The 25243-nt window shown below is 62.2% G+C and carries 25 protein-coding genes and 2 tRNA genes; 10 read left to right on the top strand and 17 right to left on the bottom strand.

Annotation, left to right across the window (positions count from 1 at the left end; genetic code table 11):
* Positions 1-137: 137 nt before the first annotated feature.
* Both G1E_RS12060 and G1E_RS12055 read right to left on the bottom strand, forming a co-directional pair.
* On the bottom strand, positions 138-1517 hold the full coding sequence (locus G1E_RS12060) for a nucleobase:cation symporter-2 family protein (RefSeq protein WP_009682097.1): 1380 nt from the start codon (positions 1515-1517) through the stop codon (positions 138-140).
* A gap of 247 nt (positions 1518-1764) precedes the next feature.
* Positions 1765-2436, bottom strand: coding sequence for a Bax inhibitor-1/YccA family protein (locus G1E_RS12055; RefSeq protein ID WP_003251184.1), 672 nt, complete (start codon positions 2434-2436; stop codon positions 1765-1767).
* Between the two features lie 132 nt (positions 2437-2568).
* On the opposite strand from G1E_RS12055, the gene G1E_RS12050 reads away from it, so the two are divergent.
* Positions 2569-2656 (top strand) — tRNA-Ser (locus G1E_RS12050).
* 183 nt (positions 2657-2839) lie between these two features.
* Here the strand turns inward: G1E_RS12050 and nhaA are convergent.
* The 3 genes from nhaA to G1E_RS12035 all read right to left on the bottom strand — a co-directional run bounded on the left by nhaA (position 2840) and on the right by G1E_RS12035 (position 5723).
* Positions 2840-4201, bottom strand: coding sequence for a Na+/H+ antiporter NhaA (gene nhaA, locus G1E_RS12045; RefSeq protein WP_009682098.1), 1362 nt, complete (start codon positions 4199-4201; stop codon positions 2840-2842).
* A 176-nt stretch (positions 4202-4377) separates the two neighbouring features.
* Positions 4378-5019 (bottom strand): 3-oxoacid CoA-transferase subunit B, encoded by a 642-nt coding sequence (locus G1E_RS12040; RefSeq protein WP_009682099.1) that lies wholly within the window; start codon positions 5017-5019, stop codon positions 4378-4380.
* 8 nt (positions 5020-5027) lie between these two features.
* Positions 5028-5723: a 3-oxoacid CoA-transferase subunit A gene (locus tag G1E_RS12035; RefSeq protein WP_009682100.1), complete on the bottom strand. Its 696-nt coding sequence runs from the start codon at positions 5721-5723 to the stop codon at positions 5028-5030.
* A gap of 367 nt (positions 5724-6090) precedes the next feature.
* Here G1E_RS12035 and G1E_RS12030 point away from each other — a divergent pair, with 367 nt between their 5' ends.
* Positions 6091-8277 (top strand): methyl-accepting chemotaxis protein, encoded by a 2187-nt coding sequence (locus G1E_RS12030; RefSeq protein ID WP_370691304.1) that lies wholly within the window; start codon positions 6091-6093, stop codon positions 8275-8277.
* Between the two features lie 25 nt (positions 8278-8302).
* Here the strand turns inward: G1E_RS12030 and G1E_RS12025 are convergent, their stop codons facing one another.
* Together G1E_RS12025 and G1E_RS12020 are read right to left on the bottom strand one after the other, a co-directional pair.
* Positions 8303-9520, bottom strand: coding sequence for an amidohydrolase family protein (locus G1E_RS12025; protein ID WP_047149841.1), 1218 nt, complete (start codon positions 9518-9520; stop codon positions 8303-8305).
* 206 nt (positions 9521-9726) lie between these two features.
* Positions 9727-9912, bottom strand: coding sequence for a hypothetical protein (locus tag G1E_RS12020; protein ID WP_009682105.1), 186 nt, complete (start codon positions 9910-9912; stop codon positions 9727-9729).
* 495 nt (positions 9913-10407) lie between these two features.
* Between G1E_RS12020 and G1E_RS12015 the strand changes: the two genes are divergently transcribed.
* Both G1E_RS12015 and G1E_RS12010 read left to right on the top strand, forming a co-directional pair.
* Positions 10408-10761 (top strand): SH3 domain-containing protein, encoded by a 354-nt coding sequence (locus G1E_RS12015; protein WP_009682106.1) that lies wholly within the window; start codon positions 10408-10410, stop codon positions 10759-10761.
* Positions 10762-11171: 410 nt separating this feature from the next.
* Positions 11172-11366, top strand: coding sequence for a hypothetical protein (locus G1E_RS12010; protein ID WP_009682107.1), 195 nt, complete (start codon positions 11172-11174; stop codon positions 11364-11366).
* Positions 11367-11496: 130 nt separating this feature from the next.
* Here G1E_RS12010 and G1E_RS12005 read toward each other — a convergent pair whose 3' ends face one another.
* Positions 11497-12402, bottom strand: a complete 906-nt coding sequence (locus tag G1E_RS12005; RefSeq protein ID WP_009682108.1) for a LysR family transcriptional regulator — start codon at positions 12400-12402, stop codon at positions 11497-11499.
* Between the two features lie 98 nt (positions 12403-12500).
* Between G1E_RS12005 and G1E_RS12000 the strand changes: the two genes are divergently transcribed.
* A complete protein-coding gene (locus G1E_RS12000) occupies positions 12501-13262 on the top strand; it encodes a TSUP family transporter (protein WP_009682109.1) in 762 nt (253 codons plus the stop codon).
* A 1-nt stretch (position 13263) separates the two neighbouring features.
* Here the strand turns inward: G1E_RS12000 and G1E_RS11995 are convergent, their stop codons facing one another.
* The 4 genes from G1E_RS11995 to G1E_RS28680 all read right to left on the bottom strand — a co-directional run bounded on the left by G1E_RS11995 (position 13264) and on the right by G1E_RS28680 (position 17441).
* On the bottom strand, positions 13264-14685 hold the full coding sequence (locus tag G1E_RS11995; RefSeq protein WP_009682110.1) for a GGDEF domain-containing protein: 1422 nt from the start codon (positions 14683-14685) through the stop codon (positions 13264-13266).
* 135 nt (positions 14686-14820) lie between these two features.
* Complete coding sequence (locus tag G1E_RS11990) at positions 14821-16653, bottom strand: SLC13 family permease (RefSeq protein WP_009682111.1); 1833 nt, start codon at positions 16651-16653, stop codon at positions 14821-14823.
* Between the two features lie 144 nt (positions 16654-16797).
* Positions 16798-17190: a glycine zipper domain-containing protein gene (locus G1E_RS11985; RefSeq protein ID WP_009682112.1), complete on the bottom strand. Its 393-nt coding sequence runs from the start codon at positions 17188-17190 to the stop codon at positions 16798-16800.
* Positions 17191-17267: 77 nt separating this feature from the next.
* Positions 17268-17441 carry a hypothetical protein gene (locus tag G1E_RS28680; RefSeq protein ID WP_165944143.1) on the bottom strand — a complete coding sequence of 58 codons (174 nt, stop codon included), beginning with the start codon at positions 17439-17441 and terminating at the stop codon, positions 17268-17270.
* 221 nt (positions 17442-17662) lie between these two features.
* Between G1E_RS28680 and G1E_RS11980 the strand changes: the two genes are divergently transcribed.
* Positions 17663-18823 (top strand): diguanylate cyclase, encoded by a 1161-nt coding sequence (locus G1E_RS11980; RefSeq protein ID WP_033690198.1) that lies wholly within the window; start codon positions 17663-17665, stop codon positions 18821-18823.
* Between the two features lies 1 nt (position 18824).
* Here G1E_RS11980 and G1E_RS11975 read toward each other — a convergent pair whose 3' ends face one another.
* Positions 18825-19115: an RcnB family protein gene (locus tag G1E_RS11975; RefSeq protein WP_009682115.1), complete on the bottom strand. Its 291-nt coding sequence runs from the start codon at positions 19113-19115 to the stop codon at positions 18825-18827.
* A gap of 116 nt (positions 19116-19231) precedes the next feature.
* Here G1E_RS11975 and G1E_RS11970 point away from each other — a divergent pair, with 116 nt between their 5' ends.
* Together G1E_RS11970 and G1E_RS11965 are read left to right on the top strand one after the other, a co-directional pair.
* The gene (locus G1E_RS11970) at positions 19232-19582 is read left to right on the top strand and encodes a hypothetical protein (RefSeq protein ID WP_009682116.1); all 351 of its coding nucleotides are present in this window, start codon (positions 19232-19234) and stop codon (positions 19580-19582) included.
* Positions 19583-19701: 119 nt separating this feature from the next.
* Positions 19702-20523 (top strand): bifunctional 2-polyprenyl-6-hydroxyphenol methylase/3-demethylubiquinol 3-O-methyltransferase UbiG, encoded by an 822-nt coding sequence (locus G1E_RS11965; RefSeq protein ID WP_009682117.1) that lies wholly within the window; start codon positions 19702-19704, stop codon positions 20521-20523.
* On the opposite strand, the gene G1E_RS11960 is transcribed toward G1E_RS11965, so the two are convergent.
* From G1E_RS11960 to G1E_RS11945, 4 genes are all read right to left on the bottom strand, one after another.
* On the bottom strand, positions 20524-21291 hold the full coding sequence (locus G1E_RS11960; RefSeq protein WP_047149840.1) for an SDR family oxidoreductase: 768 nt from the start codon (positions 21289-21291) through the stop codon (positions 20524-20526).
* A gap of 33 nt (positions 21292-21324) precedes the next feature.
* Positions 21325-22392, bottom strand: a complete 1068-nt coding sequence (locus tag G1E_RS11955; protein WP_009682120.1) for a phosphotransferase family protein — start codon at positions 22390-22392, stop codon at positions 21325-21327.
* A 202-nt stretch (positions 22393-22594) separates the two neighbouring features.
* Positions 22595-22912: an SCP2 sterol-binding domain-containing protein gene (locus G1E_RS11950; RefSeq protein ID WP_009682121.1), complete on the bottom strand. Its 318-nt coding sequence runs from the start codon at positions 22910-22912 to the stop codon at positions 22595-22597.
* 56 nt (positions 22913-22968) lie between these two features.
* Positions 22969-23679, bottom strand: a complete 711-nt coding sequence (locus G1E_RS11945; protein WP_009682122.1) for a histidine phosphatase family protein — start codon at positions 23677-23679, stop codon at positions 22969-22971.
* Positions 23680-23875: 196 nt separating this feature from the next.
* On the opposite strand from G1E_RS11945, the gene sohB reads away from it, so the two are divergent.
* Positions 23876-24901: a protease SohB gene (gene sohB / locus G1E_RS11940; RefSeq protein ID WP_009682123.1), complete on the top strand. Its 1026-nt coding sequence runs from the start codon at positions 23876-23878 to the stop codon at positions 24899-24901.
* A gap of 153 nt (positions 24902-25054) precedes the next feature.
* Positions 25055-25128: transfer RNA gene (locus G1E_RS11935), tRNA-Cys, on the top strand.
* The last annotated feature ends 115 nt before the right edge of the window (positions 25129-25243 follow it).

Genomic DNA, 25243 nt, shown 5'->3' with positions numbered 1-25243 from the left:
GTGTCGCGAATGGGCTGCAAAGCAGCCCCGGGGCTTCAGCGTAAATGCACTAATTGCTGGGCTGCTTCGCAGCCCATTCGCGACACAAGGCCGCTCCTACAGGGCTTGCGCAAGGCCCTGTCAGAAGGGAGCAGGCCTCAAGCCTGTTCCTTGCTCTCCGGCAGGAACCAGTTCAGCACCAGGGCACAGATGCCACCGGTCGCCACCCCCGACTCCAGCACATTGCGCACCGCCGCCGGCATATGCGCCAGGAACTCCGGCACCTGCGCCACACCCAGGCCCAGCGCCAACGACACGGCGATGATCAGCAGCGCACGCCGGTCCAGGCGGGTGCTGGCCAGAATATTGATGCCCGAGGCTGCAACCGCGCCAAACATGACCATTGCCGCACCCCCCAGCACCGGTTCTGGCACCGCCTGAATCACCCCGGCAACACTGGGGAACAGCCCCAATATCACCAGCATTACGGCAATCCACATGCCGATATGGCGGCTGGCAATACCGGTTAGCTGAATCACGCCGTTATTCTGCGCAAAGATCGAACTCGGGAACGTGTTGAACAAGCCCGCCAACAACGAGTTGGCGCCGTTGACCAGCACACCACCCTTGATCCGCTGCATCCACACCGGGCCTTCGACTGGCTGGCGCGACACCTTGCTGGTGGCGGTCACGTCACCAATGGCTTCCAGCGACGTCACCAGGTAGATCACCAGCATCGGAATGAACAGCGCCCACGAGAAGCTCAGGCCGAAGTGCAGCGGCGTCGGCACCTGAAACAGCGCGGCCTCATGCATACCGGTGAAGTCCAGGCGGCCCATATAGCCCGCCAACGCATAGCCGACCGCCAGGGCAATAACGATGGCACAGCTGCGCATCCACACCACCGGAATACGGTTGAGGATCACGATAATGGCCAGCACCACACCCGACAACAGCAGGTTCTCGCCATTGGCGAAGGTGCCATTGGCCATGGCGCCGAAGCCGCCACCCATACTGATCAGGCCGACCTTGATCAGCGTCAGGCCGATCATCAGCACGACAATGCCGGTGACCAGCGGGGTGATCAGGCGTTTGACGAAGGGCAGGATGCGCGAAACGCCCATTTCGACGAACGGGCCAGCGATGACCACGCCAAAGATGGCGGCCATCACACCTTCGACCGGCGTGCCTTGCTTGACCATCAGCGCACCCCCGGCAATCAGCGGGCCCACGAAGTTGAAGCTGGTGCCCTGCACGATCAGCAACCCGGCGCCAAACGGCCCGAAGCGCTTGCACTGCACGAATGTGGCGATACCGGAGATTACCAGCGACATGGAGACGATCAGGTTGGTGTCCCGCGCGGACACCCCCAGCGCCTGGCAGATCAATAGACCGGGCGTCACGATCGGCACGATGATCGCCAGCAGGTGTTGCAGCGCCGCCAGCAGGCCGATCAGCAGCCGAGGCTTGTCCTCGAGGCCAAGCACCAGCTCATTGGCGGGGGCCGATGCTGCTGGGCTGTGTTCATGTGTGCTCATGGCTGAAAGCTGCCCCTGAAGAAAAAAGGAGCGCATTCTACGGGGTGAAGGCAGATTGCGGTAGAGCAAAGCACGATGCCGACATGATCGGCGACCCTACGCTTAATTACCTGACTTTTCAGTCAAAAACCGCCCGCCGCGAATGTGCACTGCTGCGCCGGTTAACCCATGCTAAAGGCGAACACAGGCATGCCTTTCCCACACCCACAAAAAAGCCCGCCGAAGCGGGCTTTCTAACAAACAACAATCAGTCATCACGCCCCATGATGCCAAACAGCTGGAGCAGGCTAACGAACAGGTTGTAGATGGACACATACAGGCTGATGGTGGCCATGATGTAGTTCCGCTCACCACCGTGAATGATCGCGCTGGTCTGGAACAGGATGCACACCGACGAGAACAGCACGAAGCCGGCGCTGATCGCCAGTTGCAGGCCGCTGATCTGGAAGAAGAAGCTGGCCACGACCGCACCCAGCAGCACGAAGAAGCCGGCAGTGATGAAGCCACTGAGGAAGCTCATGTCCTTGCGGGTAATCAGTACATAAGCCGACAGACCACCGAACACCAGGGCAGTCATGGCAAATGCCGAGCTGACGACCTCGGCACCACCGGCCATGCCCAGGTAGCGGTTGAGTATTGGGCCGAGAATGAAGCCCATGAAGCCGGTGAGGGCGAAGGTGGAGACGAGGCCCCAGGCCGAATCACGCAGCTTGTTGGTCAGGAAGAACAGCCCGTAAAAGCCGATCAGCACCACGAACACGTTCGGATAGCCGACACGCATTTGCTGGGCAACGAAGGCCATGACGCCGCTGAAGGCGAGGGTGAGCGCCAGCAGACTGTACGTGTTGCGCAGGACCTTGCTGATCTCCTGCTGCTCGACCTGCTGGCCGTGATGTACGGCATAATCCTGTTCGCGCATGGCGACACTCCTTGGTAAACCTGTGGTTTCGAACGTTCAGATGCTGGGAGTCTACCAGAGCCATTGCAACCCGCGACACAGAGAGTTTGACAGCTTGTTTCATTACGGTATTATGGCGGCCGCAAACGAGCTGGAAGCGTGGCCGAGTGGTTTAAGGCAACGGTCTTGAAAACCGTCGATGGGCAACTATCCTAGAGTTCGAATCTCTACGCTTCCGCCACTATTTTTCATCAAAGCCCTGATTTTTCAGGGCTTTTTTGTGGCTGATGGTTTTTCGCCTCATGCTCATGCCAGCATCAGCGGCGTCGGCTGCTCCTGTGTATTAAGAGGGGCCGTCGAACCTGTCCTGGCCAGGGCATTTCAGCCCCGGCCAGCCCGGCAAAGCGGCCCAGTGCAGGCGCTGCTAGGTTGACGAACCCAGGTTGCCTGCAGGGGCTGCACGGCGCACGCTACATACGCCCCAGGTCAGCCCCAACACCGCCGCGATCACCGAGGCCGATAGCACGCCAAGTTTGGCTGCCCCCAGTGAGCCGGGGTCGACGAACGCCAGGTTGGCGATGAAGATCGACATGGTGAAACCGATACCGGCCAACAGGCCCACCAGCGTGATGCTGCGCCAGTTCACCCCGGCGGGAAGCGCGCACCAGCCCAGGCGTACCATCAACCAGCTGACGCTGATGATGCCCAAGGGCTTGCCTGCGACCAAAGCGACTATCACGGCGATCATGACCCATTGTGGGCCCGCCGCAGACAGGTCGACCCCAGCCAGGCTGACCCCGGCATTGGCCAGGGCAAACACTGGCATGATGCCGTAGGCTACCCAAGGGTGCAGCGTGCCTTGCATCCGCACCACCGGCGGCAGCAGTTCGCGCTGTGCCAGGCGCAGGCGTTTCAACGGGTCGATGAGTTCGCTGGCATCGCGCTCTGGTGCTTTGGCGCGGCCCAGCAACTCGTTGGTGAAGCGGCTAATGGCGTCCAGAGGGCGCTCACGCATCGGCATGGCGGCTACCGGGGTCATCAGCCCGAGCACAACGCCGGCGAGGGTCGGGTGGGCACCGGTCAACAGGATGCCTAGCCAAACGATCGCACCGGGCACGATATAGGCGTAGGCCGATCCCACACCAATCTTCTGCAGCGCGATTACCATCAGCAGGCCGATCGCCGCGACGCCGAAACCGCTGTAGTCGAGGCCACCCGAGTAGAAGACCGCGATGATCAGCACAGCGATAATGTCATCGATGATCGCCAGGGCAAGCAGAAACACACGTACGTTGGACGGAATCGACTTGCCCAGCAGGGCCAGTACGCCTACCGCAAAAGCGATATCGGTGGCCGTTGGCACTGCCCAACCCTGATGGTCGGCTGGCGAATGAACGATACCGAGGTAGAGAAGTGCCGGTGCGATTACCCCGCCGACAGCAGCGGCCATGGGCAGCATGGCCTGGCGCAGGCTGGCCAGGGCGCCCTCGTGGATTTCGCGGCGGATCTCCATGCCCACCACCAGGAAAAAGATGGTCATCAGCCCATCATTGACCCAGAAATGCAGGGACTGCGAATACACATACGAGCCCACGCCGAACGTTATCGGGGCATGCCACAGGGCCTCATAACTGTGTGCGGCAGGGGAATTTGCCCAGATCAGGGCGGCGACAGCGGCAACCAACAGGACGATGCCACTGACTGCTTCAATATGCAAAAAGCGTTGAAGGCTGGCCAAGGCGCGCTCGGCCACTTTCTGGGCGCGAGGCAAATCTGTTTTAGGCATAGGCGCAAGTACTCCCGCATGGCGGCCCGACCTGCGCTGTTCTTTAACCTGCCTCACTGCACCATGCAGCAGACACCCGGGCGCTAGTCTACCGAATAACCGCATTCAGATGAACCCGAATGCGGTTATCGATCATACGCCGCGGGGTTGCCTGTACAGCGGGCGTCTGCGCTCGATCACTGGATCAGTGGCACACCGCTGAGTTTCTGCAGTTCATCGAAGTCGATGTCTGCGCATATTTCGATCACTTTCAACCCATCAGCCGTAACTTCCAGCACTGCCAGGTCGGTGTAGATACGGCTGACGCAGCCAATACCGGTCAGCGGGTAGGTGCATTCAGGCACCAGCTTGCTTTCGCCTGTCTTGGTCAGGTGGTCCATCATCACGAACACCTGGCGCGCGCCGGTGGCCAGGTCCATCGCGCCGCCCACCGCCGGGATCGAACCCTCGGCGCCGGTGTGCCAGTTGGCCAGGTCGCCCTTGACCGAAACCTGGAAGGCACCCAGTACCGCGATGTCCAGGTGGCCACCGCGCATCATCGAGAACGAGTCGGCATGGTGGAAGAAAGCGCCACCGGTCAACAGCGTCACGTGCTGCTTGCCGGCATTGATCAGGTCATCGTCTTCTTCGCCCGGGGCCGGGCTAGGGCCCATGCCCAGCAGGCCGTTTTCGCTGTGCAGGAATACTTCCTTGTCACCCAGGTAATTGGCCACCAGGGTTGGTGCGCCGATGCCGAGGTTTACGTAGGCACCTTCCTGAATGTCTGCGGCCACGCGCTTGGCCATCTCGGTACGGGAGAGCTTTTTGGTGATGGTCATGGCAGGCCTCATTCAGCGGTGGCAAGCGAAGCAGCGCTGGTGCCGGTGACGGCGACGACGCGCTGGACGAAGATACCCGGGGTGATGATGTGTTCCGGGTCCAGTTCACCCAGTTCGACAACCTGGTCGACCTGGGCGATGGCCGTCTTGGCGGCCATGGCCATGATCGGGCCGAAGTTGCGCGCCGCCTTGCGGTAGACCAGGTTGCCCCAACGGTCGCCTTTGTGCGCCTTGATCAGCGCAAAGTCGGCGTGCAGCGGCATTTCCAGCACGTACATGCGGCCGTCGATTTCACGGGTTTCCTTGCCTTCGGCCAGCAGCGTGCCGTAGCCGGTCGGCGAGAAGAACGCACCAATGCCCGAGCCCGCTGCGCGGATACGCTCGGCCAGGTTGCCCTGAGGTACCACCTCCAGTTCGATCTTGCCGGCGCGGTACAGTTCGTCGAACACGTACGAGTCGGACTGGCGCGGGAACGAGCAGATCACCTTGCGCACGCAGCCGGCCATCAGCAAGGCTGCCAGGCCGATCTCGCCGTTACCGGCGTTGTTGCTGATGATGGTGAGGTCGCGGGCGCCGGTGGCGATCAGGCCATCGATCAGCTCGGACGGCATGCCGGCAGTGCCGAAGCCACCGACCATGATGGTCGATCCGTCGGTGATCCCTTCCACCGCGCTGGCGATGGACTCGTACGTTTTATTGATCAAGGCGAGCTCCTGGTTGTTCCTGGAGTTGGAGTTGTCGGGCTGGCCGGCGCCTTTAAAGCGGTGGGCCTGTCAGCATGTGCAATCGCTTGCTGACTTTGGCCATAGCGTGCCGCAAGACAGGGCTACAGTAGAGGGGGTTTGGCGGAATTCGTGCGATTATCGAACTGTTGTGCGATCTGCGAGCATCCCGAACGGCGGTGCAGTCCCGTGCGCTCAGGGGCTTGGCGCCTCACTTTGCACCTGAATGGTGCTACCCGCCACCCGAATGGTGTGTTTTTGCACCGTTAGCGGGCGGGATGCGGTGGTAGACCGTGATTCTACCCCGATGCCTCTATTGGCCTGCGACTTGCTATCAAATTGCCATTAGATGTCGCGTATGGTGAAGATAATGTCGCTTTCCAGTGCTTCCATGCAGTTGTCATCCCAAGAGAAGGGCTGGCTGCCCTGGTTTGGCAGAACCGGCAAGTTCAGCATGGGCTGGGCATGTCACTTGAACCGGGCAAATTATCCGCAAATCGAGCAAACCTTCGAGGCCATTGCCCAGACCCGCGTCCGTTTGCTGCAGGAGTGGGCGCACGAACAATGGGAGCACCTGGCCGAGCTGGCCGAGCAACTGGCCCCCGGCTTTGACCGGCTGGGCAGCGCGCAATTGCAGGACAAGCTGGCCCAGGCCGAGGACTTCTCCGAGCTGTTCGTCGTCGACCCCACTGGCAAGGTGCTTGCCTCGACCTGGCCGCAACGGGCAACAGCGCCAGTCGAGCACACCCGTGCGCTGGCGCAGGGGCTGAAGGCGCCATTTTTGCACGGCCCCTATTACGACCCGCTGACCTTGAGCATCGGCCCGTCCTCTTCGCGCTTTCACGATGAGGTAACCCTGATGTTCTACCAGCCTGTGAAGGTTACCGGCAACGTCGTGGGTTGCCTCTGTGGTCGCGTACCCAACGATGTGCTGGGCGATTTGATCCAGCGCGAGGCTGGGCATATTTACGCCGAATCGGGTGACAACTACCTGTTCATGGCGCAGTCGCGCTTCGACCCGACGATCCAGCCGGGTACGGCGTTGTCGCGCTCGCGTTTCGAGGATGCCACCTTCACCCACGGCGAGAACCTGAAAAACGGCGTTCACACGGCGTGGGGCACCGTGCAGGTGCAGCGCCATACCGAGCTGGAGCTGCGTTTCACCGACCCATCCACCCGCGAGCTGCACCCGGGGGTACGCGAAACCATCCGTTGCGGCGCCAATGTGTTCGTTACCTACCCCGGGTATTCCGACTACCGTCATGTGCCAGTGGTGGGCAAGGGCGTGACCTTCCAGCTGCCGGGCTCGCCGGACCGCTGGGGAATGATGTGCGAGGCAGACCTCGAGGAAGTCTACCGGCGCCGCTCGCTCAGTTATGGCTTGATGAAGCCCTACCTTGCGACGATGGTCGGCCTGTTCGGTTGCAACTACCTGGTGCAGCACTACGCGGGGCTGCCGCAGGGCCTGAACGAGGTGGTCGAAGCCTTGGCCATGCTCGCCGCCGCGGTGCTGTTCGGCATGCTCGGGCCGCGCCGTGTGGCGGCGCGCCTCAATGGCATGAGCAATGTGCTGCGGACCATCGCCGAGGGTGAGGGCAACCTGCGCCAGCGGTTGGATAACCACACGGTGGGCAACGATGAAAGCGGCGACATGGCCCGCTGGATCAACAGCTTCATCGACCGCCTGGATGCAGTGGTAGGGCAGGTGGTCAAGGCCAGCCACACGGTGGGCGTCACCAACCAGATGATGCTGGGCCGTAGCCAGGATGCCAGCGTCACTTCGGCTGACGTGGCCGAGGCCGTGCATCAGATGATGATCATCATGGAAGAGCAGTTGGGCGAATTGCAGCAGGCCTCGGTCAGCGCCGAGCAGATGAAGCAGGCCATGGACGAAGTGGTCACCCGCGCCCGCGAGCAGTTCCAGGCGGTGCAGGCCGGTACGCAGTCGATCCGCGACGTGGTGGCGCGCTCGTCCTCCAGTGTGCAACGCCTTGACAGCCGCATGGTCGAGATCGACAACATCACCGGGTTGATCAGTGACATTACCAACCAGACCAACCTGTTGGCGCTCAATGCTGCGATCGAGGCAGCGCGCGCTGGCGAGCACGGCCGTGGCTTTGCCGTGGTGGCCGACGAGGTGCGCAGCCTGGCGGCGCGAACGGCGCGGGCTGCCGATGACATACGCACCATGGTCGAGAGCCTGCAGGGTGAGACCCGTCAGGCCGTGAGTTTCATGGAGCGGGGCGTGCAGGACGTGGACAGCAGCCTGCGCCTGGCCGAGGACGCCTCGTCCGAAAACGTGCAACTGCACCAGGCGGTGGAGGGTATGTTCGCGATCATCCAGCAGCTCAACCGGCGCAGCCTGGAATATGGCAAGACCATCGAGCAGGTCAACCAGTCTTCCCACGAGATGCGCCAGACTGCGGTGGTGTTGCAGAGCAGTGCGCAGAAGGTGCGGGTGGATGCCGGCAAGTTGCAGAAGCTGGTCGGGCAGTTCGAGACCAGCGAAGAGGGCAAACGGGCGGCTGCCGCTTGAGTGCCGAAGCTGGCCAGGGCTGTTGTCAGCGCCGCAGTTCGGCAGCGAACTGGCCAGCCTGCAGGTGCACCTGTGCAGGCCCGCCCCAGAACGCGCCGTGGCGGACGATCACCCGTTCATGAATGGCAGCCGCCACCGCGGCCGCCGCATTGGGCGCCCTCAACAACACGAAGCTGGCCTCGTTACCTAGGTGCAGGCCGTAATCCTGCTTGCCCATGACCGCGGCACTGGCCTCAGTCGCCATCTGCAGCGCCACCCGCAGCTCTTCGTCGGTGTTGAACCCCGAGCGGTAACCGACCAGCATCGCCCGCTGCAGCATGTCGCCATTGCCATACGGCCACCAGGCATCCTGGATGTTGTCGTTGCCGGTGAACACCTGCACACCCCCGGCGCGCAAGCGCAGCACTGGCGGAAAGGCCCGGTCGCCCGGGGCATTGGTCATGATCGAGATACCTGCGCCCGCCAACGCCTCGGCGGTGTGGTCGACCACCGCGTCGGTGACGTCGCCCAGGCCGTAGGCGTGGCTGACCGCAACCAGGCCTTGCATGCCCAGGGCCTGGGTGCGCGCGGCAATGCGCTGAAGTTGGGCGATGCAGATATCGCCGGGTTCATGCAGGTGGATATCGACTTTAACGCCATGCCGCTCAGCGATGCCGAAGACGATATCCAGCTGGGCGTCAGCGTCGCCGTCCAAGGTGGTGGGGTCGATGCCGCCAACCACCTGAGCCCCTTCGCCGATAGCGGCCTCCATGACCTGGGCGGTGCCAGGGCAGGTGACCACGCCGGCCTGGGGGAAGGCCACCAGCTCGATGTCGAGCAGGTGTTTCCAGTTGTCCCGGGCTTCGAGCATGGCGTGCAGGTGACTCAGGCCGGTGGTGGCGTCCACGTCCACATGGCAACGCATGGCAAAGGTGCCGTACGCAGCTGCCTGACGCATCAGCGCGTCGGCGCGCTCGATGATGGGCGGTGCGCTCGCCAGCTCACGTTTTTCCACGGCCAGGCGCTCGCGCAGGCTGGCGACAGGTTGGTGCGGGCGCCAGCGATCACCCACGAAGCTCTTGTCCAGGTGAATGTGGCCATCAACGAAACCCGGCAATACCAGCAAGCCTTCCAGGTCGATCGTTTCGCGGGCCGGGGTGCTGGCGCGCTGCGCGTCAATGTGGCTGATGCGGCCGTTGCTGACAGCAATGTGCAGGGGCAGGCCATCGGCATCGATGGCATTGATGAACTCACGGTCGTTCATGGAACTGGCCTTTTCTACTGGGGCTTGGTGGCTTGCCACGGTAAGGCGGATGAGCGCTTGCCTCCAATTAATTATCAGGATCAAGGCCAGTGGAATTGTGGATGCGGGGCAGCGTCAGCCGGCCGCAGGGGATCGTTGTGCGGGCCCCCAGGCGGCGCTTTTCAGCCCGGCAGGCTTCACCGGCTGGGGGCACCGCGTGGGTATTCTTACTGCAAGGTTTTTGGTTTGAGGTCATCTGGCAACTGCTGCAGAGCCGCCTCCAGTTGCGCGACAGACTGGGCAAGTTGATCAGCTTCCTGGTGTTTGCCCGCACTTCTCAGGCGGTCCCGCTCAATGCGCAGGTTCAGCAGGTTTTTCTGCAGTTTCAGGGCTGAAGCGTTGAAAGGGTCCATGGGCTTCTCACACTGTGGGCTTCCGTGCCGTTGTAGGAAACATGGACCGTAGCAGCTCGAATTACCTCTAGAAACTGATGTTTCATACAAGAAAATCTGGTGTTCGCGGTATTTCCTACATTGAGCGGTAAAGTTTCCTACAAGATGCATTTCTGTATATGTCGCCACGTGCCGTCTGGCATCCAGTATCCGCTGGGTTGGGCCGGTTCTCCCTCGGCAGGCCCACTGCGCAGGGCTCGATCAGCTTTGGAAATGTTATGTTGCACTTACCTTGCACACCCAGCAGGTGCCGGGCCTTCAGCGACCTGCGCGGGACCTACCCAGAGCCGGTGCAACTTCTGCAAAACAGGGGCTGTCACAATGCTCTGCATGCCGCAGGAAACACCGTGGCATTTGGTATGTATCATTGCCGTTGTCGCCCCATACATGCGCCGATGACGGGCGGTATCTGCCGCCTGAGCCTGGCGCGAAGGTTTTCCGGCCAAGGAGAGGCCCATGCACTACGTTGTGATCGAATCCCACCGCAGTGAGTACCCGCGGCCTATCCGCTTTGCCAAAGGCACTTTGCTGGAGATTGGCCCGCGCTATGAAGGCGAGCCTGGCTGGCAGGACTGGTATTTGTGCAGTTGCACCGGCCAGGAGCCCGGCTGGGTGCCCGCGCAGCTGATTGAACGGCTCAGCGTTTGCCAGGGGCGGGCGCTCGATCATTACTGTGCGCACGAACTGGACGCCGACCCGGGGCAACTGGTGGAGATGGTGCGGCCGCTCAATGGGTGGCTGTGGTGTCGGCGCCATGGCAACGGCGAGCTGGGCTGGTTACCGGCAGAGAAGCTTCAGCAATTGGGCTGAGGGGCGCCCCAACGCTGCCACGTGCCGTGCGCTGCATCTGATACGCTTTTTTTGCGCCAACCTGAATCTGTAACCGTATCAGCCCAGGCCCGACAATACGCCCATTCCCGCTTCACAACTGTCGAGGTTCCAATGGGCAAGCTGGCGCTGTTCCTGGGGGGTTTTCTGCTACTCACTATTCTGATCGGTCTACTTGGCACCATTCCGCCAAGCTGAGGGTGATCGGTTTTTTCTGCGCGGCCCGTCTACTTCAAGCTCGGGCCCAATTTCCTGGCAAATGGCCACTATTCTCTTCGTCAGCATCGCTGGACCAGCGGTCGCTGCATGGCATTCTCAAGCATTAATACCTCGTGTAGTCTCCCGCCGCCGCTCATTCGGGTCGGCCTTTTCCGCTGGGAGTCGACACATTAATGGAATGCAAGAAAGGCGCCTGCGCCGCCCTGGAGTGGCGTAGCCGTTTCCTCGCCGAGGGCACGTTGGATGAGCAGGGTTACGAGCAGGCGCTGCGTAATGCACAAGCGCTGGAGCAGGCTGGGGATATCAGCATGTCAGAGTGGATCGAGCTGGTAAAGCTGGCCAATGCGGCATTGCTGGGTGTGGGATAAGTCATTCTTTGCGTTGGGAAATCTGTCCACAAAAAACGTGGGTAGGTCTGTGGATAAAGTGCTGTAAGCCATGCCGGTGGCGGGCTCTGTTAAATTGAGCAGAAATTGAACAGCCTTTTCGAAGGGCTGTTCATGGCGCCCGGCCGGCCTGGCGCAGGGCTATCAGCAAGTCGCGCACCCGGGCGGGCAGATCGCCAGCCGGGTATACCGCGTGCATCTGCGGGTCCTGGCCAGTGCTGGAGGTCAGGCGGTATGGCGCGCATACCCGCACCAGGCGCCCGGCCTTGACCTGCGCCTCGCCTACCCAGGCTGCCAGGCGCGCGATACCGGCACCCGCCAGGGCGCCGTGGTACACCGCAGTGCCCGAGGCCAGGCGCAACCGCGGCCTGGGCCGCACGCTGGTGATCTGGCCATCGCGGCAAAAGTGCCAGGCTTTGAGGATGCGCGGTGCGGTATGCAGGATCAGCGAGTGGCCTTCCAGCTGTTCGGGATGCGCCGGCGTACCGGCCAAGGCCAGGTACGCCGGGCTCGCATACAAGTGCCGCTGGTAGGGCCAAAGCGGATAGCCGATCAGTTCGCTGGACTGCGGGAAGGCGCCGCGTACTGCGAAATCCAACTTGCCCAGCAGTGGGTCGAGCGCTTCGTCGCTGTACTGCACATCCAGCGTGACTTGGGGGTGGCGACGGGAAAAATCCGCGAGCACCTGGGGCAACAGGTGTTCGGCCAACAGTTGCGGCACGGCGAAGCGGATCCAGCCTTGTGCGTTCCCGCTGAGCGCAGCCAGTTCGTCGGCTGCATCGCGTTGCACATCCAGCAAGCGCTCGGCGTGCGGCAGCAAGCGTTCGCCCGCTGCGGTCAGGGTGACCGCATTGGCGTTGCGGTTCAGCAACTTGCTCCCGGCGTTGTCTTCCAGGGTTTGCACCGCGCGTGTAACCGCGCTGGGCGAACGCCCTAACGCCCGGGCCGCGGCGACAAAGCTGCGCTTGTGCGCGACGCTGACGAACGCCTGAATTTCCCGCAGCATGTCCAATGCCATGCCCTGCTCCTTGTTGCAGTTTTCGCAATATGGCATTTCAACACAGCCACGCCCTTTTGGTTAGCCTTGCACCTGTACCCACTGCCTGGAACCGCGTCATGATGGATATCGCTGTACTTTCTGTATTCGCCTTCGCCGCCGGCCTGATCGATGCGGCCGTGGGCGGCGGCGGCTTGATCCAGATTCCCGCGTTGTTCAACGTGCTACCCACCGCGCAACCGGCGGCATTGCTAGGCAGCAACAAGCTGGCTTCGGTGTGTGGCACGGCCTTCGCAGCGCGTTCGTTCATCCGCAAGGTCACGTTGGACTGGGGCTTGATCGTGCCCGCGGCGGTCAGCGCCTTTGTCATGTCGTTCGCCGGTGCTGCCACGGTGTCGCTGCTGCCGCCGGGGGTAATGCGCCCGGCGGTGTTGGTGCTGATCGTGCTGATGGCGGTGTATACGTTCTGCAAGAAAGACTTCGGCACCCTGCACAAACCGGCCCGGATCGGCCGCAAGGAGCAATGCCTGGCAGTGCTGATCGGTGGGGCGATCGGTTTCTACGATGGCCTGTTCGGCCCTGGCACAGGCAGCTTCCTGATCTTCCTGTTCATCCGCTTCTTCGCCTTGGATTTCCTGCATGCATCGGCCTCGGCCAAGGTCGTGAACATCGCCACCAACCTGGCGGCGCTGGTGTTTTTCGTGCCGTCGGGCAACGTGCTGTACGCCATTGCCCTGCCCATGGCCCTGTGCAATATCCTTGGCGCGTTGACCGGCACCTGGCTGGCCGTGCGCAAGGGCGCGGGCTTCGTTCGCGGGCTGTTCCTGGTGCTGTTGTGCGTGCTGATCGCCAAGCTGTCGTGGGATGTGTTCGTCGGCTGACTCACACCACCTGGCGCTGCGGGTCGGCATGCTCCACACAGTTGCGGCCGTGGGCCTTGGCCCGGTACAGTGCCTGGTCGGCGCTGGCCAGCAGCAGGTCCAGGCTGGGTGACGGCATGTGCGCTTCGCAGCCGGCCACGCCAATGCTGACCGTAATTTGCAGGCATTTGTCGTCCTGGACCACGTGCAGGTCCTGCACGGCACGACGCAGCCGTTCGGCGGTGAACGTGGCCCGCTCGGGCGCAAGGCCTGGCATCACCACAACGAACTCCTCGCCGCCCAGGCGGGCAAACAGTTCATTGTTGTGCAACTGGTCTTGCAGGGCGCCGGCGAACTGGCGCAACACCTGGTCGCCCACGGCATGGCCATGGGCGTCGTTGATCGACTTGAAATGGTCGATATCCAGCATCATCAGGGTCAGTGGCAGTGCCTGGGCGTGTTGCCGGCTGTCCAGCAGCGCGTTGGCGCGGCGGGTGAAGGCGCTGCGGGAGAGCGCGCCGGTGAGGTGGTCGATGGTAGCCTGGTGGGCCAAGCGGGCCATAAGGCTGCGGTTGGCCTGGCTGACGCAGGCCACCACCAGCGGCCCGAGCACCAGCATGGCAATGCCCAGGCGCGCGGACAACAGTGTCGTCACCCCCGGCGCACTTTGCGGCACGCTGAAATGCATGAGGTTTTGTGCCACGGCCACGATCAGCGTACTCCCAGCGGTAAGCGCCAGCAGCGACACCAGAAACGGCGAGTAGGTCCAGGCACACCACAGCAGTGCGGCGATGGGGAAGGCGATGGCGCCAGGGCCGCCGAAGGCAATGCTGAACGCCAGTGAGGCCAGCAGCCCCAGCAGTGGTGCCAGCCGTACAGGCTGCGCGCCACCGCGTATAAGGGCTCGCATCGAGGGTGCAGTGAGCAGTACGGGCAGGATCAGCACACTGGTCGAGAACTGTTCGCTGAACCACGCCCGCCAAGTGGCGCCAAGGGACTGTTCAAACCAGGGCGCGGCCATGGCTGCTGCCATGCTGGCCGCGACCACGGCGCCGGCGGCACAGGCGGCGAACACGCTGAGTACACCCTGGGGGGTGCGCAAGCGCCGGTGCACACGGGGCAGGCGCGACAGTAGCAGCCAGAGAGTGACCACGACACCTAGATTGCACAGGTTGAACCACAGTGCGGGCAGCCAGGCGCTGCCGCACAGCAGGTCGGCGCCGACCATGGCCAGCCACACCAGGCTGAAGCCGGCCAGCGTGGCTTGGCGCGGGTGCCGCAGCAACACGCCGGCCAGTACCGCATTCACAGGCCAGAACAATGACAGGGATTCGATCGGGCGCGCAAGAATGCCGCCCAAGGTAAGGCCGAAGGTCAGGCATAGCAGAGCAACGTAGGGCAACAGGCGCGATGGGGCTGGGAAAACCATGGGCTCGACCGGCAAGCGGAGACGAAATCCAGGACAACGCCTTGTAGCACCTGGGACTTTGCTCGGCAGTGTGTTTCGTCATGGCAGTTGATGTCAATCTGCCGCGGCCGGTCGTAATAATGCCAAATTGCCGCTACTGCTTGGCAGTTTTTACTGCAGGCCGAAGAACCACGGCACCATCAGCACGGTGACCAGCATCACCAGCACGGTGAACGGCACACCGATCTTGACGAAATCGGCGAAGCGGTATTGGCCCGGGCCCAGCACCAACGTGTTGACCGGCGAAGACACCGGCGTCATGAACGCCGCCGATGCAGCCAGCGCCACGGTCATGGCAAACGGGTAGGGCGACATGCCCAGCTGCGCCGCCGTGCTGACCGCAACGGGTGCCATCAGCACGGCCGTGGCGGTGTTGGAGATGAACAGGCCGATCACCGCGGTAACCGCAAACAGGCAGGCCAGAATGGCACTGGGGCCGGCTCCGCCCAGCACGCTGACCAGGCCGCCCACGGCCAGGTCGATGCCGCCGGTTTTCTGCAGTGCCTGGGCAAATGGCAGCATGCCCACGATCAGCACCAGGCTTTGCCAGTGGATGGCGCGGTAGGCGCTGTTCATGTCGATGCAACGGCCTGCGCCCATCAGCAGGCAGCCGATCAGCGCGGCGATGACATTGGGTACCACGCCGCTGACCATCAGCCCCACCATGACTGCCAGGCTCAGCAACGCCTGCGGTGCGCGAGTGCGGGCTGGTGCTACCTGGTCGATCTCTGCAGGCAGGCTCAGTACCAGGAAGTCCTTGGGTTTGCCCTGCAGCAGGCGCACAGCCTTCCACGGGCCGACCACCAGCAGGGTGTCGCCAAGGCGCAGCTTTTCTTCTACCAACTGGTCTTCAATCGCCGCTTGCTCGCGGCGCAGGCCGACCACGTTGAGGTCATAGCGGGTACGAAACGCCAGTTCAAGGATGCTTTTACCGATCAGCTGCGAGCCAGGCGGCAGCGACACCTCGGCCATGCCCAGTTCCTGGGATTGGTCGATGAAATAAGCCGCCTTGAAGTGCATGGGCTCCAGTTGCATGGTCTGGCACAGGCTACGCAGGTTGTCATGGTTGGCGAACAGGTCGAGCAGCAGCACGTCGCCCTGGTGCAGCACCGTGTTGGAATCGGCGGTGATGACCCGGGTGGTGAACTTGTGCTGGCGCTCGATACCGATCACGTTGGCGCCATGCCGCGTACGCAGTTTCAGTTCGCCAAGGGTATGGCCGATCAGCGGCGAGTGTGGGCGAATAAGCAGGCGCCGCTCGCGCCCGTTGAGCTTGTAGTCCAGTACCAGGTCCAGCAGGGTGCGGCGGCTTTCCACGCGGCCGTCCTTGCGCACTTCGCCATTGAGCCAGTTGCGGGTCAGTAGCATGTAGCCGACACCCAGCACCAGCACCACCAGGCCGAAGGGGGTGAAACTGAAGAAGCTGAAGCCGGCGTGGCCATGGCGTACCAGCTCGCTGTGCACCACTACGTTGGGTGGCGTGGCGACCAGGCTGAGCATGCCGCTGATCAGGCCGGCGAAGGCCAGCGGCATCATCAGGCGGCTGGGCGAGAGCTGCAGGCGCGAGGCAATGCTCAGCACCACCGGGATGAAAATGGCGACCACGCCTGTGGAACTCATGATAGAGCCCAGGCCGGCTACCGCCACCATCAGCAGCACCAGCAGGCGCGCCTCGCTGTTGCCGGCCCGCTCGCTCATCCACTCGCCAATGCGGTAGGCAATGCCGGTGCGGACCAAGCCCTCGCCGATCACGAACAAGGCGGCGATCAGCACCACATTGGGGTCGCTGAAGCCGGCCAGTGCCTGCTCCACGCTGAGGATGCCCAGCAGCGGCAGGGCAAGGATCACCATCAGCGCAACCACGTCCATGCGTGGGCGGTTGATGACGAACAGGACAATGACGATGGCCAGCAGGCCAAGCACCCAAAGCAACTCTTGGTTCATGGGGAGGGGGTGTTCCTTCACACAGGGGCACGTTAGACAGTAGCAGCCAGTGTGCCACCTTGCGGTGAAGGGGGTGTTGATGTACTGCAGGGTTCAAGGCCGCTGCTGCCGATCGGCGTCAGCGGCCCCGTCCAGCTCGGCTGGTCAGTGACGGTGCCGGCGGTGCTTCTTGCCGCCACGGTCGTCGTCGCCCAGATGGTTGCCCAAGGCGCCCCCGGCGGCGCCACCCAGGCCTGCGCCTACAGTCGAGCCGGTCTGCCCGCCAACTGCACCGCCCAGCAATGAGCCGCCCGCCGAGCCCAGGCCGCCGCCCAGCGCCGCTTCGGTACGGTTGCCCTTGCGAGCCCCTACCGCACTGCCTGCTGCGCCGCCAACGCCCGCACCAATGGCTGCGCCGGTCTTGCCGCCCAGTTGCTGACCAACCACATTACCCAATACGCCACCCAGGCCACCGCCGATGGCGGCAGTACCATCACCGGCGAAAGCGCCTTGGCACAGCAGCAGGCCAAGGGCAACGGAAGGCAGAGTCAGACGCATGATATGAACCTCGAAAATTTCACCAGGTTAAGGTGCCGCCTGAACGGCGGCGAGCCGGGGCTGTAGCCGCTTCAGCGTTAGTAGCGGTCGCCGCGGTATTGACGGTCGTCATCGTCGCGGTCATGCCGGTGGTGGCGATGGTCACGGTCGCGATCACGCCAGCCATCGTCGTCATGGTAGCGATGGCTGTGGCAACCTGCAGTCAGCAGTACAACAGCAACCAGCGAAAGGCTTGCAAGACGGTTTGTCACGAGATAGGTCCTTGATCCACAAAGGTTTACCGCACACTTTCTGAGACCCGGATCGATCCATTTGGTTTCCTGGGCGGGCAAAAATTTGTGCTATCCACGATCCTCCACGTGCTTCTCGGTTGCTGTTCTGTCCCGTACGGTCATGGCCGGGCGCCCGTGGCGGCTCTAGACTGCACGGTAAGCCGCAGCCAAGACGGCATTCTGCCACTCAGTGAATCATGATGATCGCGCATACCCCTACCTTGTTCGCCGCTGTTGCTTTGGTTGCCACCATCCTGGCGTTCTGCCTGTTGCTGGTCGGGCACGGCAACCGCCGCGACAACCTGATGCTCACCGGTTGCGGGTTGCTGGTGCACGCGCTGGCTTACGTCTGCTACACCCTTTACGCCCAGGCCCCCCTGTGGCTCAGCTACGGGCTGGGCAACAGCCTGCTTTCGCTGGCGCTGGCCTTCTATACGGCCAGCTTGTTCCGTGTGCGCGAGCGGGTAGTGCCCTGGCGGGTCATTTTCATCATCCCGGCGTTCATGCTGGTGGGGTTGATGCTGCTGCTCGATACCCTGGAGCCGCGCATGTTGCTGGCGACCCTGGTGCTGATGTTGCAATGTGCGCTGATCCTTTATTGGGCATGGCGCCATGGCGAACGACCGGGCAAAGCGCACCTGCTGCTGGAGATCGGTGCGCTGATCAGCCTGGTGGGCCTGGGCATGCGGGTGGTTGCGGTGGCCAATGGCACGGCTGTGGAAATGCGCTATGACACCAGCAACCTGAAACAGAGCATCTCGGTAGCCATTGGCACCGTGACGGTAATGATGTATTCGATCGGGCTGGTGCTGATGGCCAAGGAGCGCAGTGAATCGCGCCTGCAGCACCTGGCCTTGCATGATGTGCTCACCGGTACCCTCAACCGTCGGGCGATTCTCGAGCGCTTTGCCAGCGAACTGGACCGCGCACGCGGGCAGCAGGCGAGCCTTGCGGTGGCGATGATCGATATCGACCATTTCAAGCGCATCAACGACTTGTATGGGCACTTGGCCGGTGACGAAGTGTTGTGCCATTGCGTACGCCAGTTGCAGCAACGCCTGCGCCAGGGCGATAGCCTCGGGCGTTACGGTGGAGAGGAGTTTCTGTTGCTGCTGCCTGCTACCGACCGCGCCGGGGCGCTGACTGCCGTGCAAGGGCTGCGCGAGGCCATTGCGCGCAGCCCGGCCCGGTTTGCCGGTGACCACATCGAGCTACGTTTCAGCGTTGGCCTGTGGTGCGGTGTGCCGGGGAGCAAAGACAGCACCGCCAGCCTGCTGGCGCAGGCCGATGCGGCGCTTTACCAGGCCAAGGCCGCCGGGCGCGACACCGTGCACATGGTGGCGCTGGACGCAGCGGGTTGAATCAGGACGCAGGCTGAATGGCCAGCACCACGCCGTTGGTAATCTGTATCAGCACATAGTGATCGCCCATGCGCACCCAGTGGCTTTCCTTCTCAGGCTGTGGCAGGCCCTTGGCTTTCCAGTTCTTGATGGCTTCCTCGTCACGCTTGTACTGGTCTGGCGCTTTGTCACCGACCTTCAGCTCGCGGTTGTGGGTTTCCGGGGCGGTGACGCTTTCTTCGCTCGAGGGGGCAGCGGTGGCAGCCAATGGCAGGCAGGGCAGGGCGGCGAACAGTAGATAGTGCAGTTTCATGGCAATGTCCTTATGACGGCTTGTATTGTCTGCGACAGCGGAATACGCGTGACAATTCACTCGCGCTGCGTGCCAATGCTAGAGTCGCTTCTTTTTCAAACCCCCGAGGATGGAACATGCGTGCGATTCTGCCGATGGCTGCGGCGCTGATGCTGGTTGGTTGTGCTGCTGCGACCATGGACACTGCCCGCGGCGGCAAGCCGACGGCGCAGCTCGACTCGCGGAAGGCGCCAGAGCTGGTGGCCCAGTGCATTCAGTACAGCTGGCAGGAAGAGAGGGTGTTCGGTGACGATGCCAGTGGCTACCTGCAACCGCGCAAGCAGGGTGGGTTGACGGTATATACCCGTGAAGCCGAAGCGTTCGTGGACGTGTACCCGCAGGCCGGTGGCACGCGGGTCGACTACTACGCGCAGAAGCACGACGGCGTGGCGCTGCAGCGCCGGGCAGCGGCAGCGACCTGCTTGTAAGGGTATTTGGCTACCCTTTGGCGGACAGAGACAGCTGGTTTACATTTTTTTGCAAGGTAGTTCTGTCGGCCAGTGAGTGCGGCGTCTAGCATCAATTGCTCGCATTCAAGGAAGACACCATGGACCATTCCCTGCAACTCAACCGTGCCAGTTGGGATGAACGCGCCCCGCTGCATGCTGCCTCGAAGGACTACGCAATCGAACAGCTCGTCCGCGACCGCGACCGGCTGTCCGACACCGTGCGTTTTGATTTGCCATTGTTGGGCGATATCGACGGCCTTGATGTGATCCACCTGCAGTGCCACATCGGCACCGACACCCTCTCCCTGGCCCGCCTTGGCGCACAGGTGTGCGGGTTGGACTATTCTGCCGCTTCGTTGGCCGAGGCCAGGGTGTTGGCAGCACGCTGCAGAACGTCTATCGAGTATGTCGAGTCTGATGTTTACGCGGCTGACAAGGCGCTGCCAGGGCGCACCTTCGATCTGGTTTACACCGGTATTGGCGCGCTCTGCTGGCTGCCTCGCATCGAGCCCTGGGCCCGTACCGTCGCGGCCTTGCTGAAACCGGGCGGGCGGCTGTTCCTGCGCGATGGCCACCCCATGCTGATGGCTGTCAACGAGGACCACCAGGACCGCTTGCAGCTCGAATACCCCTATTTCGAGCAGCAGGAGCCAACGGTGTGGCATAGCGACCAGACTTACGTCGAAGCCGATCAGCGGCTGGCTCACAGCGAAACCCACGAATGGAACCACGGTCTTGGCGAGGTGATCAGTGCCTTGCTGAGCCACGGCCTGCACCTGACCACGCTGGTCGAGCACCAGAGCATTCCCTGGGAGGCGCTGCCAGGGCAGATGATCAAGGGCGACGACGGCGAGTATCGCCTTCGCGAACAGCCCGCACGCCTGCCCCTGAGCTATACCCTGGTGGCGGTCAAAACCTGATCAGGACAGAAAACCACCGTCGACGTTCAGCGCGGTGCCGGTGGTATAGCTGGAGGCATCGCTGGCCAGGTAGAGCACCGCGCCGGCCATCTCCTTGGGGTCGGCCACGCGTTTGAGGGGGATCTGCTGCAAGGCCGTGTTGAGAATGGCATCGTTCTTCACCAGCGCCGAGGCGAACTTGGTGTCCGTGAGGCCCGGCAGCAGGGCGTTGCAGCGGATACCGAACTGGGCGCATTCCTTGGCGAACACTTTGGTCATGTTGATGACCGCTGCCTTGGTTACCGAATAGATACCCTGAAACAGGCCTGGCGAAACCCCGTTGATCGAGGCCACGTTGATGATGCTGCCGCCGCCATGTTCGCGCATCAGCTTGCCGGCCTCGACCGACATGAAGAAGTAACCGCGGATGTTGACGTCCACGGTTTTCTGAAAGGCGCCCGCGTCGGTGTCCAGCACGTTGCAGAATTGCGGGTTGGTGGCGGCGTTGTTGACCAGCACGTCCAGGCGCCCGAACTGCTCGCGGATGCCGGCAAACACGTGCTGGATCTGCTCCAGTTCACCGATGTGGCAGGCCACCGCCGTAGCCTTGCCACCTGCAGCGGTGATGGCGTCCGCCACTTGCTGGCAGCCCTCCAGCTTGCGGCTGGAAACGATCACGTGGGCGCCTTGCTGCGCCAGCAAGTGCGCAATGGCCTCGCCAATGCCACGGCTAGCGCCGGAAACGAAGGCAATCTTGCCATCGAGGTCGAACAGGTGGGTCTTGGGCATGCTGTTTTCCTTGTGATCCGTGGTGGGCGGGGCTCAAAGGCTGGACTTGGCGATGACCTGCAGGGTCATCTGTTCCAGCAAGCGGTTCATGTGGATGAACTGGGCGAAGCGCTTGTCCTGGGTCTGGCCGTGGTAGTAGCGGTAGTAGATCTGCTGGACGATGCCGGCCAGGCGGAACAGGCCGTAGCAGTAGTAGAAATCGAAGTTTTCCAGGCGAATTCCGGCCCGCTCGGCATAGTAGTCAACGAACTGCCGACGGCTGAGCATCCCTGGTGCATTGCTGGGTTGGCGGCGCATGAGTTGCACTGGGGCCGGGTCACCGGCTTCGATCCAGTAGGCGAGGCTGTTGCCCAGGTCCATCAAAGGGTCACCCAGGGTGGCCATTTCCCAGTCCAGTACGCCGATGATGCGCATAGGGTTGTCCGCGTCGAGGATCACGTTGTCGAAGCGGTAATCGTTGTGCACGATGCCGGGCCGCGGGTGGTCGGCGGGCATTTTTTCGTGCAGCCAGGCGGTCACGTGTTGCCAGTGCGGCGCATCCGGTGTCAGGGCCTTCTCGTAACGGTTGGTCCAGCCTTCTACCTGGCGCTGCACGTAGCCTTCCGGCTTGCCCAGGTCGGCCAGGCCGCAGGCGCTGTAGTCCACCTGGTGCAGTTCGACCAGCCGATCGATGAAGCTTTTGCACAAGGTTTCGGTGCGCTCGGCATCCAGCTTGAGTTCAGCCGGAATGTCCGAGCGCAGGATGACGCCCTTGACCCGTTCCATCACATAGAATTCGCTGCCGATCAGGCTGGTGTCGGTGCAGTGTACGTAGGCCTTTGGGCAGTATGGGAAGCCGCTGTTCAGTTGGTTGAGGATGCGGAACTCGCGGCCCATGTCGTGGGCGGACTTGGCCTTCTGGCCGAACGGCGGGCGGCGCAGCACCAGGTCGCGACCAGGGTAGCTGACCAGGTAGGTGAGGTTCGAAGCGCCGCCCGGAAACTGGCTGATGCTGGGCTGGCCATCAAGGCCGGCGATGTTGGCCTTCAGATAAGGATCGATGACGCCCGCGTCGAGCTCTTCGCCGGGGCGTGCCTGGGTGGACTGGTCGGTGAGCGTCATGCGTTTTCCTTATTCTCGATCGCAGGAACTATTGGCTAATCTAATGGCCTGCCCGTTATGGAACAAGCGTCCCAGGTGCGTAATAGGTGGGGGTGTTGCTGTACGATCAGCTGCCTTGATGCAGTCATTGATGGGTTGGGCAGGCAAAAAAAAACCGAAGCCGGTCAGGCTTCGGTTTTCGATCATGCGCTGTTCCCCGCCTTCAGGATGGGAACAGTTCGCTCAACTTCATCGACAACATCATGTCGCCTTCTACGCGCAGCTTGCCGCCCATGAAGGCCTGCATGCCGTCGGTTTCGCCACTGACGATGCCCTTCAGGGTTTCGCTGTCCATCACCAGGGTGCAGTTGGCATCCGGGTTTTCACCTTCCTGCAGTTCGCAGGTGCCGTCCTTGACGATCAGTGCGTAGTGCTTGTCTTCATCGGTGATGTTGAAGCCGAACACCAGGTCCAGGCCGGCGGCAGCGGATGGGTTGAACTTCTCTTGCATCTTTTTGACGGCATCAGCTACGGAGGTCATGGCGCATTCCTTATTGAGTGATTTACACGTCCCCGCAGGGACATAACTAGCCGGATCTATCGGTAAGTGACAAGCTCCGGCGCCCTCAACAGCTGCACATGGGCCTGGCTGTTGAAGGAAGCCAACGCCACGTCGCGGCCGCGAAACTTCAGCTGGCTGAGCGACGTGTTGATGATCTGCCAGTTCAGCGCGAACGCCTGGCTGGGGGTGATACGGGTCACCAGGTGGAGCAGGGCAGCAATGGTGCCCCCCGAGGTGAAGATAGCGATGTTGTCGCCGCTGCCGGCTGCATCCAGCACGCGTTGCAGGCCGGCGTGCACACGGCCGGTGAAGGCCTGCCAGGTTTCCAGGTCATCGTCGCCGTGCTCGCCATCGTGCCAGCGCTGCACCATCAGTGCGAACAGGCGCTGGAACTCGCTGCGGTGCTCGGCACCGTTGCGCAGCACCTGCAGCGCATCGGGCTCTGCCGGCAGCAGCCCAGGCAGCATGGCCCGGATAACACCGTCGGCATCGAACTCGTTGAATGCCACGTCGGTCTCTACAGCGGGTACCGGGCAACCCGTGGCGTGCAAGGCCTGCAGCGCCAGGCGCGCGGTGTCCTGCTGGCGGCGCAGGTCCCCAGCTACGCAGCGGTCCAGCCGCACGCCGAGTCGGGCCAGGTGTTCGCCCAGCGCCAGGCTCTGACGTTCGCCCACTGGCGAAAGTACGTCGTAGTCAGCGGCACCGAAAGAGGCTTGGCCGTGTCGGATCAGGTAAAGGTTGCCCACGGAAGGTTCCGGCCTGTAGGAGGTTGCTGCGAGGTTAGGACGCGGCACAGAGGCTGTCAACGAAAAACATACAAGCGTTTGAAAAGGTTGTTTGAAAGATGTTGCCAGCGTTTGCGTACGCTGGCAGCACGCCAGATGCACCGGTATGCTTGCAACAGTTACGCGCCGTGATGGCGCTGGTATTTAAGGAGTCAACGTGGAGTTTCTTGCCGAATACGCAAGCTTTCTCGCCAAAACCGCCACCCTGGTCATCGCCATTCTGGTGGTTTTATCGGCCATCGCCGGGCTGCGTGGCAAAGGGCGGCGCAAATCGGGTGGGCAGTTGCAGGTCACCCGTCTGAACGAGTTCTACAAGGACCTGCGCGAGCGCCTGGAATCCGGTTTGCTCGACAAGGCCCAGCTAAAGGCGCTGCGCAAGCAGCAGGCCAAGGCGGAGAAACAACAGAAGAAGGGCAAAGGCAAGGCTGACGAGCAGGGCCGCGTGTTCGTCCTGGACTTCGATGGCGACATCAAGGCCTCGGCCACTGAAAGCCTGCGCAATGAAATCACTGCCCTGCTGACCCTCGCTACCGCACGCGATGAAGTGGTACTGCGCCTGGAAAGCGGCGGTGGTCTGGTGCACAGCTACGGCCTGGCCGCCTCCCAGCTGGCGCGCATTCGCCAGGCAGGCATCCCGCTGACCGTGTGCATCGACAAGGTGGCTGCCAGCGGTGGTTACATGATGGCCTGTATCGGCGACAAGATCGTCAGTGCGCCATTCGCCGTACTGGGTTCGATCGGCGTGGTGGCGCAACTGCCCAACGTCAATCGCTTGCTGAAGAAACACGACATCGATTTCGAGGTGCTGACCGCTGGCGAATACAAGCGCACGTTGACCGTATTCGGCGAAAACACCGAGAAAGGCCGGGAGAAGTTCCAGGAAGACCTCGACATCACCCACCAGTTGTTCAAGGACTTCGTTGCCCGCTATCGCCCGCAATTGCACATTGACGAAGTGGCTACCGGTGAAGTGTGGCTAGGTGTGGCGGCCCTCAACCGCCAGTTGGTGGATACCTTGCAGACCAGCGACGAGTACCTGAGCGAACGTGCCCGCAACGCCAACCTGTTCCACCTGCACTATGCCGAGCGTAAAAGCCTGCAGGAGCGAATCGGCGTGGCAGCCAGTGGCGCGGTGGAGAACACCTTGGTGGGTTTGTGGAGCAAACTCGGCCGCCTGCGCTAACACCTTGAACCCGTTGAAATTTTTTTTCGTCGAGGGGGTTGCAAGGTTAAAAGAATGAAGACATAATGGCGCCCATCGAAACGCAGCGAACTTTGAAAAAGGTTCAGTGTTTCAAGGGGATAGCAAAGCGCAAGCTGCTATGTCCGACTTTGAGGCCGAGTAGCAAAGTGGTTATGCTCCGGATTGCAAATCCGTCTACGCCGGTTCGATTCCGACCTCGGCCTCCACCATTCGAAAGCCCCGCAGATTAACGTCTGCGGGGTTTTTCTTTGCGCGTCAAAAAATGCCAAACGTTCCTAAACTAAAGGCAGCCCTACGCCTGATGCCTGTCAGTTAAGCGTT

This window comes from Pseudomonas sp. TJI-51, from assembly GCF_000190455.2.
Lineage (GTDB): Bacteria > Pseudomonadota > Gammaproteobacteria > Pseudomonadales > Pseudomonadaceae > Aquipseudomonas > Aquipseudomonas juntendi.
This window is presented reverse-complemented; position numbering and strand designations above follow the sequence as displayed.

Bases quoted from the DNA above. Each gene is read 5' to 3' on its own strand.
- G1E_RS12060 (WP_009682097.1), bottom strand. From the start codon at position 1,517: ATGAGCACACATGAACACAGCCCAGCAGCATCGGCCCCCGCCAATGAG.
- G1E_RS12055 (WP_003251184.1), bottom strand. From the start codon at position 2,436: ATGCGCGAACAGGATTATGCCGTACATCACGGCCAGCAGGTCGAGCAG.
- nhaA (WP_009682098.1), bottom strand. From the start codon at position 4,201: ATGCCTAAAACAGATTTGCCTCGCGCCCAGAAAGTGGCCGAGCGCGCC.
- G1E_RS12040 (WP_009682099.1), bottom strand. From the start codon at position 5,019: ATGACCATCACCAAAAAGCTCTCCCGTACCGAGATGGCCAAGCGCGTG.
- G1E_RS12030 (WP_370691304.1), top strand. From the start codon at position 6,091: ATGTCGCGTATGGTGAAGATAATGTCGCTTTCCAGTGCTTCCATGCAG.
- G1E_RS12025 (WP_047149841.1), bottom strand. From the start codon at position 9,520: ATGAACGACCGTGAGTTCATCAATGCCATCGATGCCGATGGCCTGCCC.
- G1E_RS12020 (WP_009682105.1), bottom strand. From the start codon at position 9,912: ATGGACCCTTTCAACGCTTCAGCCCTGAAACTGCAGAAAAACCTGCTG.
- G1E_RS12015 (WP_009682106.1), top strand. From the start codon at position 10,408: ATGCACTACGTTGTGATCGAATCCCACCGCAGTGAGTACCCGCGGCCT.
- G1E_RS12010 (WP_009682107.1), top strand. From the start codon at position 11,172: ATGGAATGCAAGAAAGGCGCCTGCGCCGCCCTGGAGTGGCGTAGCCGT.
- G1E_RS12005 (WP_009682108.1), bottom strand. From the start codon at position 12,402: ATGGCATTGGACATGCTGCGGGAAATTCAGGCGTTCGTCAGCGTCGCG.
- G1E_RS12000 (WP_009682109.1), top strand. From the start codon at position 12,501: ATGATGGATATCGCTGTACTTTCTGTATTCGCCTTCGCCGCCGGCCTG.
- G1E_RS11990 (WP_009682111.1), bottom strand. From the start codon at position 16,653: ATGAACCAAGAGTTGCTTTGGGTGCTTGGCCTGCTGGCCATCGTCATT.
- G1E_RS11985 (WP_009682112.1), bottom strand. From the start codon at position 17,190: ATGCGTCTGACTCTGCCTTCCGTTGCCCTTGGCCTGCTGCTGTGCCAA.
- G1E_RS11980 (WP_033690198.1), top strand. From the start codon at position 17,663: ATGATCGCGCATACCCCTACCTTGTTCGCCGCTGTTGCTTTGGTTGCC.
- G1E_RS11975 (WP_009682115.1), bottom strand. From the start codon at position 19,115: ATGAAACTGCACTATCTACTGTTCGCCGCCCTGCCCTGCCTGCCATTG.
- G1E_RS11970 (WP_009682116.1), top strand. From the start codon at position 19,232: ATGCGTGCGATTCTGCCGATGGCTGCGGCGCTGATGCTGGTTGGTTGT.
- G1E_RS11965 (WP_009682117.1), top strand. From the start codon at position 19,702: ATGGACCATTCCCTGCAACTCAACCGTGCCAGTTGGGATGAACGCGCC.
- G1E_RS11960 (WP_047149840.1), bottom strand. From the start codon at position 21,291: ATGCCCAAGACCCACCTGTTCGACCTCGATGGCAAGATTGCCTTCGTT.
- G1E_RS11955 (WP_009682120.1), bottom strand. From the start codon at position 22,392: ATGACGCTCACCGACCAGTCCACCCAGGCACGCCCCGGCGAAGAGCTC.
- G1E_RS11950 (WP_009682121.1), bottom strand. From the start codon at position 22,912: ATGACCTCCGTAGCTGATGCCGTCAAAAAGATGCAAGAGAAGTTCAAC.